The 13,907-nt window shown below is 70.1% G+C and carries 11 protein-coding genes and 1 pseudogene; 6 read left to right on the top strand and 6 right to left on the bottom strand.

What is annotated here, in order from left to right:
• The first annotated feature begins 1 nt into the window (after position 1).
• From CW359_RS06610 to CW359_RS06585, 5 genes are all read left to right on the top strand, one after another.
• Positions 2-1,348, top strand: a complete 1,347-nt coding sequence (locus CW359_RS06610; protein ID WP_105968808.1) for a sulfate adenylyltransferase subunit 1 — start codon at positions 2-4, stop codon at positions 1,346-1,348.
• Positions 1,349-1,579: 231 nt separating this feature from the next.
• Entirely contained in the window at positions 1,580-2,692 is a 1,113-nt protein-coding gene (locus tag CW359_RS06600) for an aliphatic sulfonate ABC transporter substrate-binding protein (RefSeq protein ID WP_105968806.1), read from the top strand.
• 36 nt (positions 2,693-2,728) lie between these two features.
• Positions 2,729-3,514 carry an ABC transporter ATP-binding protein gene (locus CW359_RS06595; RefSeq protein WP_105968805.1) on the top strand — a complete coding sequence of 262 codons (786 nt, stop codon included), beginning with the start codon at positions 2,729-2,731 and terminating at the stop codon, positions 3,512-3,514.
• A complete protein-coding gene (locus tag CW359_RS06590; RefSeq protein WP_105968804.1) occupies positions 3,501-4,421 on the top strand; it encodes an ABC transporter permease in 921 nt (306 codons plus the stop codon). Before CW359_RS06595 ends, CW359_RS06590 begins: the two co-directional genes overlap by 14 nt.
• Before the next feature lie 5 nt (positions 4,422-4,426).
• On the top strand, positions 4,427-5,185 hold the full coding sequence (locus tag CW359_RS06585; protein ID WP_105968803.1) for a sirohydrochlorin chelatase: 759 nt from the start codon (positions 4,427-4,429) through the stop codon (positions 5,183-5,185).
• A 71-nt stretch (positions 5,186-5,256) separates the two neighbouring features.
• Here CW359_RS06585 and CW359_RS06580 read toward each other — a convergent pair whose 3' ends face one another.
• Complete coding sequence (locus CW359_RS06580; RefSeq protein ID WP_105968802.1) at positions 5,257-6,288, bottom strand: ketopantoate reductase family protein; 1,032 nt, start codon at positions 6,286-6,288, stop codon at positions 5,257-5,259.
• Between the two features lie 43 nt (positions 6,289-6,331).
• Positions 6,332-6,919, bottom strand: coding sequence for a DUF1697 domain-containing protein (locus CW359_RS06575; RefSeq protein ID WP_105968801.1), 588 nt, complete (start codon positions 6,917-6,919; stop codon positions 6,332-6,334).
• A 249-nt stretch (positions 6,920-7,168) separates the two neighbouring features.
• Here CW359_RS06575 and CW359_RS06570 point away from each other — a divergent pair, with 249 nt between their 5' ends.
• Positions 7,169-9,430 carry an MMPL family transporter gene (locus CW359_RS06570; protein WP_105968800.1) on the top strand — a complete coding sequence of 754 codons (2,262 nt, stop codon included), beginning with the start codon at positions 7,169-7,171 and terminating at the stop codon, positions 9,428-9,430.
• Positions 9,431-9,509: 79 nt separating this feature from the next.
• On the opposite strand, the pseudogene mgt reads toward CW359_RS06570, so the two are convergent.
• The 4 genes and pseudogenes from mgt to CW359_RS06550 form a co-directional block, all read right to left on the bottom strand.
• Positions 9,510-10,794 (bottom strand): annotated as a pseudogene (gene mgt / locus CW359_RS06565) (macrolide-inactivating glycosyltransferase).
• A gap of 27 nt (positions 10,795-10,821) precedes the next feature.
• Positions 10,822-12,105, bottom strand: a complete 1,284-nt coding sequence (locus CW359_RS06560) for an ABC transporter substrate-binding protein (RefSeq protein ID WP_105968798.1) — start codon at positions 12,103-12,105, stop codon at positions 10,822-10,824.
• Entirely contained in the window at positions 12,105-12,938 is an 834-nt protein-coding gene (locus CW359_RS06555) for a carbohydrate ABC transporter permease (protein ID WP_105968797.1), read from the bottom strand. The genes CW359_RS06560 and CW359_RS06555 overlap by 1 nt, the downstream gene beginning before the upstream one ends.
• Positions 12,935-13,876 carry a carbohydrate ABC transporter permease gene (locus CW359_RS06550; protein ID WP_105968796.1) on the bottom strand — a complete coding sequence of 314 codons (942 nt, stop codon included), beginning with the start codon at positions 13,874-13,876 and terminating at the stop codon, positions 12,935-12,937. The genes CW359_RS06555 and CW359_RS06550 overlap by 4 nt, the downstream gene beginning before the upstream one ends.
• Positions 13,877-13,907 lie beyond the last annotated feature (31 nt).

The raw sequence follows: 13,907 nt of genomic DNA, 5'->3' as shown, positions 1-13,907 counted from the left end.
CATGAGCACCACCAACGAAGTCACGGAACTCACCGAACTCGCGGAGACGACCCTCCTGCGGTTCGCCACCGCCGGTTCCGTCGACGACGGCAAGTCCACTCTCGTGGGCCGCCTGTTGCACGACTCCAAGTCGATCCTCACCGACCAACTGGAGGCGGTGGAGCGCGCGTCGGCCTCGCGGGGGCAGGAAGCCCCGGACCTCGCGCTGCTGACGGACGGGCTGCGCGCCGAGCGCGAGCAGGGCATCACGATCGACGTGGCGTACCGCTACTTCGCCACCCCCAAGCGCCGGTTCATCCTCGCCGACACACCAGGCCACGTGCAGTACACCCGCAACATGGTGACGGGTGCCTCCACGGCCGAGCTGACGGTGATCCTGATCGACGCCCGCAACGGCGTGGTCGAACAGACGCGCAGACACGCGGCGTTGGCCGCCCTGCTGCGGGTCCCGCACGTCGTGCTCGCGGTCAACAAGATGGACCTGGTCGAGTACAAGGAGTCGGTCTTCGCGGCCATTGCCGAGGAGTTCACGGCGTACGCGCTGGAGCTGGGCGTCCCGGAGATCACCGCGATCCCCATCTCGGCGCTGGCCGGCGACAACGTGGTGGACCCGTCCGCGAACATGGACTGGTACGGCGGGCCGACCTTCCTGGAGCACCTGGAGACGGTCCCGGTCGCCCACGACCTGAGCCACTGCCACGCCCGCCTGCCCGTGCAGTACGTGATCCGGCCGCAGACCGCCGAGCACCCCGACTACCGGGGGTACGCCGGCCAGATCGCCGCCGGTTCGTTCCGCGTCGGCGAGTCCGTCACGGTCCTCCCGTCCGGGCACGCGTCGAGGATCGCCGGTATCGACCTGCTCGGCGTGCCGGTCGACATCGCCTGGACCACGCAGTCGGTGACCGTCCTCCTGGAGGACGACATCGACATCTCGCGCGGCGACCTGATCGTGCCCAGCAAGGACGCGCCGCCGACCACACAGGACGTCGAGGCGACGGTCTGCCATGTCGCCGACGCGCCGCTGACGGTCGGCCACCGGGTGCTCCTCAAGCACGGCACCCGTACGGTCAAGGCGATCGTCAAGGACATCCCGTCCCGGCTCACGCTCGACGACCTGTCCCTGCACCCGCATCCGGGACAGCTCGTCGCCAACGACATCGGCCGCGTGAAGATCCGTACCGCCGAGCCGCTGCCCGTCGACTCGTACGCCGACTCCCGGCGCACCGGGTCCTTCATCCTGATCGACCCGAACGACGGCACCACGCTCACCGCGGGCATGGTCGGCGAGTCGTTCGCGTCCCCGGAGCCGGTCCGCGACGAGTCCGACGACGACGGGTGGGACTTCTGACATGAACGCCACCGACTACTACTCCACGTTCGCGAAAGAGGGGGGCCGCGTCGGCAGCGGCGATCTCGGCAGCGGGCAGGGCGGGGTCGCGCGATGTGCGTGCTGACGTACGCGCACCGCTTGCGCGCCCTGTCCCCCCACCGGACGTCCCGACATAGACGAAGACCTGCCGACCTCCCGGCCACGACCTGAAGAACCGTGACCGCCGGGCCTCCGAGAGGAACACCTCCCGTGCCTGTCAACCGCTCAACCTTCCTTCGCCGCGGCATCGCCGCGGTCGCCGCTCTTCCGCTGCTGACGCTCGCCGCGTGCGGGTACGGGTCGGACTCCAAGGACGACAGCTCCAAGGCGAAGGTCGCCGCGGGCGCCCAGAAGATCGACGGGCTGGACTCCGTCAAGATCGGCTACTTCGGCAACCTGACCCACGGCACCGCGCTCGTCGGTGTCAACAAGGGGTACTTCCAGAAGGCGCTGGGCGCCACCGAGGCCAAGTACCAGATCTTCAACGCCGGCCCGTCCGAGATCGAGGCCCTCAACTCGGGCTCCATCGACATCGGCTGGATCGGCCCGTCCCCGGCGATCAACGGCTTCACCAAGTCCAAGGGCACCAACCTGCGCATCATCGGCGGTTCGGCGTCCGGCGGTGTGAAGCTGGTCGTCAACCCGGACAAGATCAAGACCTTGAAGGACGTCAAGGGCAAGAAGATCGCCACCCCGCAGCTGGGCAACACGCAGGACGTGGCGTTCCTCAACTGGATCGCGGACCAGGGCTGGAAGGTCGACGCGGAGAGCGGCAAGGGCGATGTGTCGGTCGTCCGCACCGACAACAAGGTGACCCCGGACGCCTACAAGTCCGGCTCCATCGACGGCGCGTGGGTGCCGGAACCGACCGCGTCCAAGCTGGTCGCCGAGGGCGCGAAGGTGCTGCTCGACGAGTCCGACCTGTGGCCCGACAAGAAGTTCGTGATCACGAACATCATCGTGTCGCAGAAGTTCCTCAAGGAGCACCCCAAGGCCGTCGAGGCGGTCCTGAAGGCCTCGGTCGACACCAACAAGTGGATCAACGCCAACCCGGACGAGGCGAAGGCCGCGGCCAACGCGCAGTTGGGCATCGACTCCGGCAAGGAGCTGCCGGCGGACGTCCTGGACCCGGCGTGGAAGTCCATCCAGTTCACCAACGACCCGCTGGCCGCCACCCTCAACACCGAGGCGGAGCACGCGGTCAAGGCAGGTCTGCTGGAGGACCCGCTGCTGACGGGCATCTACGACCTCACGCCGCTGAACACGGTCCTCAAGGCCGCGGGTGAGAGCACGGTCGACGACGCCGGCCTCGGCGTCAAGTAAGTCCGGATCCCCTCAAGTCCCCAGGAGGTGACGACCATGGCCACCGCAGTCGCCAAGGCCGGACCGGCAGAGTCGGTCGAGTACGCCGCCCGTATCGAGCACGTCTCGAAGTCCTTCGCCGGTCCCGTCGGCCGGCAGCTCGTCCTCGACGACATCACTCTCGATGTCGCACCGGGCGAGTTCGTCACTCTCCTGGGGGCCTCGGGCTGTGGCAAGTCCACACTGCTCAACCTCGTCGCGGGTCTCGACGACCCGAGTTCAGGCAGCATCAAGACGGACGGGCGTCCGTCCCTGATGTTCCAGGAGCACGCCCTCTTCCCGTGGCTGACCGCGGGCAAGAACATCGAACTCGCCCTGAAACTGGGCGGAGTCGCGAAGAACGACCGGCGCGAGCGCGCCGAGGAGCTGCTGACGCTCGTCCGGCTGCAGGGCTCGTACGACAAGCGGGTGCACGAGCTGTCCGGCGGTATGCGCCAGCGGGTCGCGCTGGCGCGGGCGCTCGCCCAGGAGAGCCGGCTGCTGCTCATGGACGAGCCGTTCGCGGCGCTCGACGCGATCACCCGTGACGTGCTGCACGACGAACTGACCCGGATCTGGGCGGAGACCGGTGTCTCCGTCCTGTTCGTCACGCACAACGTGCGGGAGGCCGTGCGGCTTGCCCAGCGGGTCGTCCTGCTGTCGTCCCGGCCGGGCCGGATCGCGCGCGAGTGGACGGTCGAGATCCCGCAGCCGCGCCGCATCGAGGACGCCCCCGTGGCCGAACTGTCCATTGAGATCACCGAACAACTGCGTGGGGAGATCCGCCGTCATGGCCAGCAGTGACACGAAGTCGGGCCTGACGGACACGCGTCAGGCCCGGTCCGACGGCAACCTCCAGACCGCCGGCCTGGAAGCCGGTCTGGACGCCCTGGAGAACGTGGCCACCACGCGCACGCCCTTCTCGGTGACCTTCCGCGCCAAGATCCTCCCGCCGCTCATCGCGACCGGCGTGGTGCTGCTGGTCTGGCAGGCGCTGATCACCTTCAACGTCGTCACCGACCCGACCAAGCTGCCCTCCCCCGGCGATGTGGCCACCGAGTTCAAGGACGCCTGGCTGGAGGGCAAGCTCCTCGGCTACATCTGGACCAGTGTCGAGCGCGGTCTGCTCGGCTTCCTGCTGGCGCTGGCGATCGGCACCCCGCTGGGGCTGATCGTGGCCCGGGTGAAGTTCGTGCGCGCGGCGATCGGTCCGGTCCTGTCGGGTCTGCAGTCGCTGCCGTCGGTGGCGTGGGTGCCGCCGGCCGTGCTGTGGCTCGGTCTGAACAACTCGATGATGTACGCGGTGATCCTGCTCGGCGCGGTCCCGTCCATCGCCAACGGCCTGGTCTCCGGCATCGACCAGGTGCCGCCGCTGTTCCTGCGGGCGGGCCGCACGATGGGCGCGACCGGCTGGAAGGGCGCCTGGCACATCGTCCTGCCTGCCTCGCTGCCGGGCTATCTGGCCGGTCTGAAGCAGGGCTGGGCGTTCTCCTGGCGCTCCCTGATGGCGGCGGAGATCATCGCTTCCTCGCCCGACCTGGGCATCGGCCTCGGCGCGCTGCTGGAGAACGGCCGCAACGCCAGCTCCATGCCGATGATCTTCGAGGCGATCTTCCTGATCCTCTTCGTCGGTATCGCCGTCGACCTGCTCGTCTTCAGCCCGCTGGAGCGACGAGTCCTCCGCAGCCGAGGCCTCCTGGTGAAGAGCTGAAGCCTATGCACCACGAACCCGTTCTCCTCGTCATCGCCCACGGCAGCCGCGACCCGCGGCACGCGGCGACCGTCCACGCCCTCGTCCGGCGCGTACGGTCGCTGCGGCCGGGGCTGCGCGTGGAGACCGGCTTCCTGGAGTTCAACATCCCGTCCGTACCAGGGGTGTTGAACTCCCTGGCGGCGGAGGGCGTCCGTGACGTGATCGCCCTCCCCCTCCTCCTGACCCGAGCCTTCCACGCGAAGGCGGACATCCCGGCGGTCCTGCGCGACGCGCCACGCGGGCTCCGCATCCGCCAGGCTGAGGTGCTGGGCCCGTCCCCCCTCCTCCTCTCGGCGCTCGAACGCCGCCTGTACGAGGCGGGGTTGACGCCCGCCGACAAGCCCACGACCGGGGTCGTACTGGCCTCGGCGGGGTCCACCGACCCGGAGGCGCGTGCGGTGATCGCGGAGATCGCGCGGGAGTGGCGGCACACCGGCTGGCACGCCGTACGACCCGCGTTCGCCTCCGCCGCCCTCCCCCGAACGGAGGACGCGGTACGGGAGTTGCGCGACCTGGGCTGCGACCGCGTCGCCGTCGCGCCTTACGTCCTCGCCCCCGGCTTCCTGCCCGACCGCATCGCGCGGGGCGCCGCCGAGGCGGACGTCCTCGCCGACGTCCTGGGCCCGGCCCCCGAGGTGGCCCGGCTGCTGCTGCGCCGGTACGCGGAGGCGGCGTTGCGGATGCCGTCACCGCTGCCGGGGCGGACTTCAATGAGCGCGTAGGCGCGAGCGGGAAGTCGGGGCCCGCCCACGAACGGCTCGGCTCAGGCCAGAGGCAGCCCGGCCCAAGTCTCCTACTCAGTCCCGACCGCCTGGTCCGCCTCGTCCGCCTCGTCCGCCAAGCGCACCAGTTCCGCCGACGGCAGCGAACCGGCCGGTCGCCGTTCCCGGGCGAAGGTGTCGGCCAGTCGTTGCAGCAGCTCGTTCAGCGGTGTCGGTACGCCGTGCAGGCGGCCCAGGAACACGATCTCGCCGTTGAGATAGTCGGTCTCGATCGTGCCGGTGCCCCGGGCCAGGGACTGCCAGGTGGAGCCGCCACCGGGCTCGACGCCGGGCAGCGGATGCAGGGTGATCCGGTCGCCGCGCCGCTCCTTCGCCTCCTCTGCGCTCGTGTACGGGATTCCGGCCGCCGCGAGCACCGACTCGCCCTCGGCGTACACCCGCTGGCGCAGCCGTGCGCTCTCCTCGCTGTCCGCCGGGCCGCTGAGCGCGCGGACGGCGTTGCCGAGGTTGGTGAGCAGCTTGGCGTACAGCCAGCGTGCGACGTCCGGGACGACCGGTGCCTCGAACGCCGTCTTCTCCAGGTCTGCGGCGATCCGGCGCAGGGTGTTGTCCGTGCCATGCGGATAGCGGCCGAGGTGGAGGATGCCGGTGAGCGGGGCGCCGGCGGCGGAGACGACGCCGGGTTCCACATAGGTCGCGGGCAGCCAGACGCAGACCCCGTACACCCGCCGGAAGCGGCGCAGCGCGAGGCGCGGGCCCTCCACGCCGTTCTGCGCGCAGAGCAGCGGCAACCGCTCGGCCGCCGTACCGCCGCCCGCGACGGGCACCGGCCCCCAGGCGGCGAGGGCGCCCTCGCTGTCCTGGGTCTTCACGGTGAGGACGAGTACGTCGTCGGCGCGCAGGTCGCCGAGTGCGGCGGGTCCGTCGACGGTCGGCAGGCGGTACGTGTGCTGTCCGTCCGGGGTCACCAGCCGCAGCCCGTGCGCGCGCAGCGCCTCGTACTGGGCGCCCCGGGCGACGAGGACGACCTCGTGTCCGGCACCGGCCAGCCGTCCGCCGATGGCTCCGCCGACCGCCCCGGCCCCGATGATGATGTAGCGCATACCGATCAGCGTGCCAGCAGGGAAGCCGGCCGGTCGCCCCGGGTCAGTCTCCCGCCGTCAGCTCCACCAGTTTCACCACCGTGTTCCAGTTCCGCGTGGTCGCGATCACCCCCTTCAGGAACCGGGGTTTGGCGAGCTGCTCCGCGAGCTTGGAGCGGCCGAGGCCGTCCGGGGCGTACAGGTACAGGGCGCGGTCGCCGAGGCGGAACTCCTCGGGGAGGTGGGCGGGTTGGTCGATGTCCGCGAAGCGGGTGTCGTCGACCGGGGTGGAGAAGTAGGTCACGTGGAGTTGTTTCGGCTCCAACTCCGCTGCCGGGAAGGGGGAGTTGTCCCTGATCGACCGTAGGTACGCGTGGTCGCGCACGATCACGTCCACCGTGAAGCCGAAGTGTTTCTCGATCGCCCCCGAGATCTCCCCGGCCAGGGACTCCTCGTCGCCGTGCCCAGTGGCGAAGACCGCGTTGCCGCTCTGGAGGTACGTCGCCACGCCGCCGTAACCGAGGCCCTCCAGGAGGGTGCGCAGCTCGGCCATGGGGACCTTCTTGTTGCCGCCCACGTTGATGCCGCGCAGCAGCGCCGCGTAGGTCCTCGTCGCCCTCTCGCCCGTTGTCGTCCGCTCACCTGTCGTCATCCGCACACCATAGGGCGGCCCACTGACAGTCGCCCGGTGGCCGTGTCCCTGAGACATCACCCCGAGATCGTCTTTTAGATGTAGGGGGCCGGTGTCCTACCCAGTGGGGAGACCCCGGCATCCGACGGGAGGACTCCGGACCGCCACACCTCACCGGGGAGCACGACGAGACGCTCTTATCCGGCCCATACCTTCGAACTAAAGGTGATGGCAGGGGGCTGTCGCCGCTTACGAGGGGGCAAGCCCGTCATGGGGAACGGAGAAACGCGGGTGCGGGGCATAGCCGCCCGGGCCGGCGGCTGGAGCGCCAAGCACCGCTGGGCGGCCGTCGGGATCTGGGTGCTGTTCGTCGTCCTGGCGATGGGGCTCGGCTCCGCGGCCGGCAGCGTCGAGGTCAAGGAGAGCGACCAGCTGGGCGGCGAGACCCACACGGCCGCCAAGATCATCGAGGACGCCGGGATCGACGAACCCGCGAGCGAGACCGTCCTCATCCAGGCGAAGGACGGGAGCCTCAAGGCCACGGACGCCGCCTTCCGGGCCGCCGTCGCCGATGTCATGAAGGCGGTCGACGGCACCGGCAAGGTCACGGACGTGCAGTCGCCGTACGACACGGACACCCTCTCGAAGGACGGCCGCAGCGCGCTCGTCCAGTTCGACATGCGGGGCGACGCCGAGACCGCCGGTGACCGGGTCGAGCCGGTGCTGAAGGCCGTCGCGGACGTCCAGAAGGACCACGAGGAGCTGCGGATCGAGGAGATCGGCGGCGCCAGTATGAACAAGACGTTCGACGACGCCTTCGGTGACGACTTCAAGAAGGCCGAGTACTCCGCCCTGCCGGTGGCCCTCGGCATTCTGCTGATCGCGTTCGGCGCGGTGGTCGCGGCGCTGCTGCCGGTGGCGCTGGCGATGACCGCGATCATGGCGACGATGGGTCTGATGGGCCTCGTCAGCCACCTCCAGCCCATGGACGACACGGCAAGCTCTGTGATGCTGCTCGTCGGGCTCGCCGTCGGCGTCGACTACTGCCTGTTCTATCTGCGCCGGGAGCGCGAGGAGCGGGCGGCGGGCCGGTCGCCTGAGGTCGCGCTCCAGGTCGCCGCGGCGACCAGTGGCCGCGCGATCATCGTCTCCGGTGTCACGGTGTGCGTGGCGATGGCGGGCATGCTGTTCACCGGGCTCGCCACCTTCGAGGCGATGGGCCTGGCCTCGCTGATGGTCGTCGCGGTCGCCATGGTCGGTTCGGTCACCGTCCTCCCGGCGCTGCTCTCGCTGCTCGGCGAGCGCGTCGAGAAGGGCCGGATCCCCTTCCTGCACCCGGACAAGCGCCGCAAGAACGGCAACGGGCAGAAGGGCAACAGCGAGAGCCGGTTCTGGACGGCCGTGCTGAAGGTCGTCCTCGCCAGGCCCGCCATCGCCCTCGTCGTCGCGGCCGGTGCGCTGCTCGCCATCGCCGCGCCCGCGCTCGGCATGAAGACCCAGAACCTCACCCTGGACCAGGAGTTCGGCGACTCGCTGCCGATCGTCGGCACCTACAACCGCGTCAACGACGCCTTCCCCGGCGGCTCCGACCCCGCCGAGGTGATCGTCAAGGCGAAGGACATCAACGCGCCCGAGGTGAAGTCCGCGCTCGCAGACTTCCGTGCGCGGGCGATCAGTTCGGGCGCCTCGCGCGGCCCGGTGGACATCAAGCTGCACGACGCCGAGAACATCGCCTTCGTGTACGTCCCGCTGGTCGGCGGCTCCGACCTGGACAAGGCCGGCGAGAGCCTGGACAAGCTGCGCGACGAGGTACGTCCGGCCACGCTCGGCAAGGTCGACGGTGTCCAGGCGCCGATCACCGGACAGGTCGCGGGCTCCAAGGACTTCAACGACCAACTGGCGGGCGCGGTCGCCCCGGTCTTCGCCTTCGTGGTCGTGTTCGCCTTCCTGCTGATGCTCCTGTCGTTCCGCTCCGTGACGATCGCGATCACCTCGATCGCGCTCAACCTCCTCTCGGTCGCGGCGGCTTACGGCATCCTGGTCGCCGTCTTCCAGCACGGCTGGGGCGCGTCGCTGGTGGGCGCGGAGGGTGTGGGCGCGATCATCACCTGGCTGCCGCTGTTCCTCTTCGTGATCCTGTTCGGCCTGTCGATGGACTACCACGTGTTCGTCGTCTCGCGTATCCGTGAGGCACGTATGCGGGGCCGTACGACGAAGGACGCGATCCAGCACGGGGTGGTCACCACGGCCGGGGTCGTCACCAGTGCCGCCGTCATCATGGTCGCCGTGTTCGCCATCTTCGGGACGCTGTCGATGCAGTCCATGAAGCAGATGGGGGTCGGCCTCGCGGCGGCGGTGCTCATCGACGCGACGATCATCCGGGGTGTGCTGCTGCCCGCGGTGATGGCCCTGCTCGGCGAGCGCAACTGGTACTTCCCGAAGTGGCTGAACCGGCTGCCCGACCTGACGCACGACGAGTCTCCCGAGGCGGTCACGCCGAGGGTGGAGGGCGGCGAGCGGATCAGCGTCTGATCCATCGCCAGTTCCCTCACGGCGAGGGCCCGTTGGTCACCGGGGAGCCAACGGGCCCTTTGCGTACGTAGTTGGGGGCTCAGCGCGAGGGCAGCAGCTCGGCCTCGATCAGGTCGGCGGCCCGTCGGGTGCCACCCTCCCCGGCCATCCCGGCCTGAACCTCCTTGAGCCGCCCGGCCACTTCGGGATCGCCGACGAGCGCGAGCGCAGCCGCGCGCAGCGCCTCGGCGGTCGCCTCCTCCATGGGCAAGTGCCGGGCCACCCCGAGCCCCCGCAACATGTCCGCGTTGCCGAACTGGTCGGCAGCCTGCGGTACGGCGATCATCGGCGTCGCGGTGGCCAGCCCCTCCTGACTGCCACCGGCCCCGGCATGCGTGACGAACAGGTCGGCCTGTCGCAGGATCGCCAACTGCGGAACCCAGGAACGCACTTCGACATCGGCCGGTACGGGGCCCAGCTCGCCCGCGTCGACATGCTTGCCGACCTGGAGGACGAGGTGCCATCCCGGCAGCTCGGCGAAGGCGCGCACGCACTCCCGGTAGAACCCGGGCTGCCTGGTGAAGGCGGATCCCAGCGACACCAGGACGACCTTCTCTGCTCCGGCGGGCCGCTGCCAGTCCCCCTGCGCGGATCGGTCACCCTGGCAGGCGCCGACGAAGGTGTGGACGCGTTCGTCGACGCGGTCGGCGTTGGGCTGCAGGGCCTTGGGGATCAGCACGAGGGAACGGGCCGGGCGGCCGGCGAAGGGGTCGGGGTGCTGGGTGATGCCGTTCTCCTTCAGCCAGCCCTCGAAGCGCGCGTAGTAGGCCTGGCCACGCTCGGTCCGCCTGGGCTCGGCCCACATCGGCTCGGCGACCTCCTCCTCGTAACCGTCCCAGGCGACGAGGTTCGGCGAGAGGGAGATCGCGGGGACGCCCCAGCGGTGGGCGAGGACGCGGGCGGGGTAGGAGGCGATGTCGTGCAGGACGAGGTCCGGGGTGTCCCCCCGGTATGCCTCGATGAGCTGCGGCAACGCCTGGATCGCGTCGGCGAGGAAGGGCTCGACGTTGTCGAGGAGGGTACTGCCCCAGGCTTCCGGGTCGTCGTCGGGGCCGGGGAGCGTCGAGGTGTAGGGCACGGGTTCCGCCCCGGTCTCGGCCACCTTCTCGGCGAACGCGGGCGGAATCGCGTACGTGACGCGGTGTCCTCGGGCCACCAGCTCGCGGATGACCTCGATGCTGGGGTTCACGTGGCCGTGGGCGGCGATGGAGAACATGGCGATGTGAGCGGGGTTCACACGGGTGGGGGTCGCCGGAGTCGTGGTCGCGGGGGTGGTGGTCATGTTCTCGACCGTAAGCGAGACGATACGTCTCGTGCAACTTGATTGAACGGCCCTTCGCCGCGAGAGCCGCTCACCGCTGGTAGCGGGCCAGCACCAGATTCCCGTCCCTCACCAGCCGTCTCCGCAGCTCGGCGAGGTCGATCGCCCCGCTGTAGTACTCCTGGAACGCGGGCGTCGCGACCTTGTCCTTCCACTCCGGGTAGCCGCGTACGGACTGGGCGGGCGCCGAGCGGAGGTGGCCGGCGAGGGCGGTACCGGTCGCCCAGCCGTCCTTCTCCGTCCGCAGGGACGGGGACTTCAGGGCCTCGGTGCCGGTGGGCAGCATCCAGTCACCCAAGGCAAGCCGGACCATGTTCTCGGGGCGCAGCATGAAGTCGATGAACTCGGCCGCCTCGCGCGGATGTCGGCTGTCCTCGGCGATGGACAGGGTCTGCGGGCTGACGCCCTGGGTGAGTCCGTCGGCGCCCGCCGGTGCGGGCAGCACCTGCCACTCGAAGTCCTTCGGGGCCTGCTGCGCGATCTGCTGACGGTAGGAGAAGCCGAGCGGGACCATCGCGTACCGGCCGCCGAAGAACCCGGGCAGGGTGTCGGAGCCGCCGCTGCCGAGGGTGGTCGGGGAGGCGCTGTGGTCGGTGTTGGCCTGGTCGTGGATGGTGCGGGGCACGGTCTGGTCGGCCGCCTCGAACCGGATGGTCACCTTGCCGTCGGCACCCCGGTGGAAGAGCTGCCCGCCCGCCGACAGGGAGAGGTTGAGGGTGGCGGAGACGGGCTCCTTGAGCGGCCAGGCGACGCCGTACTTGCCGTCACCGCCGTCGCTGAGCTGCCGGGTGATTCGCCTGAACTCCGGCCAGCTCCACGGTCGTTCGGGAGTGGGAATCCGTACGCCCGCCTCCCGCAGCCACTTCGCGTTGGCGATCAGCACGCGGGGTTCCTGGAGGAACGGCACGCCGTACACACCGTCCCCGAAGGTCGTCGTCTCCCAACTGCGCTGCGGGATGCCGGACTTGAGCCGCGCGGGCAGCAGTTCGCGCAGATCGGCGAGGTAGCCGCCGTAGGCGAAGTCCGCGAGGTCGTCCGAGGCGTCGTGGATGATGTCGGGGGCCTCACCGCCCTCGAAGGAGGTGAGGAGCTGGTCGTGGACGCTGTCCCAACTGCCCTGGACGTACTCGACCTTGACGTCCGGATGGGTCGTGTTCCACTCCTTCACCAGCGCCTTGTTGGCGGCGACGGACTCGTCCTGCCAGGCGAGGGACTGGAAGCGGAGGGTGATCGTGCCGTCGGTGGCCGTACCACCGTCGCCGGTGCACCCGGCGAGCAGCAGGCCGAGGACGACCAGGAACCATCGCGCGCGCATCACGCCTTCACCGCCCCGGCCGTCATCCCGCCCGTGATCCGGCGCTGGATGACCGCGAAGACGACCAGCGAGGGCAGCGTCGCCAGGAACGCGGCGGCGGCCAGCGGGCCGAGGTCGGCCACGCCCTCCGCGCCGATGAAGTGCGTGAGGACGACCGGCAGGGTCTGCTTCTCCGGAGTCTTCAGCAGCACCAGCGCGAAGAAGAACTCGTTCCAGGCGGTGATGAACGCGAACAGTGCCGTGGCCACGATCCCCGGCGCGAGCAGCGGTGCCGTGACGAAGACGAGCGTGCGCAGGCGTCCGGCGCCGTCGACGGCCGCCGCCTCCTCCAACTCGGGTGGTACGGCCCGTACATACCCGACGAGCATCCACAGCGCGAACGGCAGCGACCACACCACGTACACCATCACCAGCCCGAAGACGGAGTCGATCAGCCGCAGGTTCTTCAGCACCAGGAACAGCGGGATGATCACCAGCACGAACGGGAACGCCTGGCTGACCACCACCCACCCGGTCGCCGCCCGCCCGAGCAGCGAGCGGTGCCTGGCCATGACGTAGGCCATGGGGGTCGCGAGCAGTACGGCGATCAGTGCGGCCGAGGCCGCCGCGAGCAGGGAGTTGAACGCGGCGTGCAGCAGGGGCTGTTCGTCGAAGGCCTGGCGGAAGTTGTCGAGGGTGGGGTTCCTCGGGATCCAGGTGGGGTGCAGACTGCCCAGTTCCCGTGGGGGCTTGAAGGCGGTGGACAGGAGCCAGAGGAACGGGAGGGCGAGGAAGGCGAGATACGCGAGGAGGGCCGCGTACTGACCGGCGCGGGCGCTCTTGCTGGTCCTCAACTTTCGTCCCCTCCCCGCAGTCGGCCGACGAGGAACACGGCGAGGAGGACGGAGATGAGGGCGACCATCACACAGCCCATGGCAGCCGCGTAGCCGAACTGGCCGTAGCGGAAGGCCTCTTCGTAGGCGAAGAGCATGGGGAGGCGGGTGCGTCCGCCGGGGCCGCCGTTGGTCAGGACGTAGACCAGGGCGAAGGAGTTGAAGTTCCAGATGAGGTTGAGGGCGGTGATGGCGAGCGCGATGGGGCGCAACGCGGGCCAAGTGACCGTCCGGAAACGGCGCCAGGCGCCCGCGCCGTCCATCGCCGCCGCCTCGTGCAGTTCGCGCGGGGTGTTCTGCAGGCCCGCGAGCAGGGCGACCGTCGTCTGTGGCATGCCCGCCCAGACGCCGACGACGATGACGGCGGGCAGCGCGGTCGCGAGGCCGCTGAGCCAGTCGCGGCCGTCGCCCAGGCCTAGGTCGCGGAGCGTCTCGTTGAGGACACCGGCGTCCGGGTTGTAGACGAGCCGCCACATGATGCCGACGACGACCTCGGGCATCGCCCACGGGACGATCGCGAGGGCGCGGGCCAGCCAGCGCAGCCGTAACTCCTGGTTGAGGAGGAGCGCGAGGCCGAGGGCGAGCAGGAACTGCGGCACGGTCACCCCGACCGCCCAGACCAGCCCGATCCGGAACGACTCCCAGAACAGCCGGTCGTGCAGCAGGTCCTGGAAGTTCAGGGTGCCGATCCACTGCGCGGACGCGGTCCGGCCCGACTGGGCGTCGGTGAAGGCCAGCAGGATGCCGTACAGCAGCGGGCCGACGCTGAGCACGAGGATGGGGATCAGGGCGGGCAGGACGAGGAACCAGGCGCCGTAACCGCCGAACGGCCGTCTGCCGCCGGGTCCGGCGCGTGGCGCGCGCTTCGCCGGTCGTCCGGTCCCGGTCACCAGTGTCACGCGATCGGCTCCTTCGGTCGTACCGAGTGGC

This window comes from Streptomyces geranii (genome assembly GCF_002954775.1).
GTDB lineage: Bacteria > Actinomycetota > Actinomycetes > Streptomycetales > Streptomycetaceae > Streptomyces > Streptomyces geranii.
The sequence above is the reverse complement of the archived record's forward strand: the minus strand, read 5'-3'. Positions and strand labels throughout refer to the sequence as shown.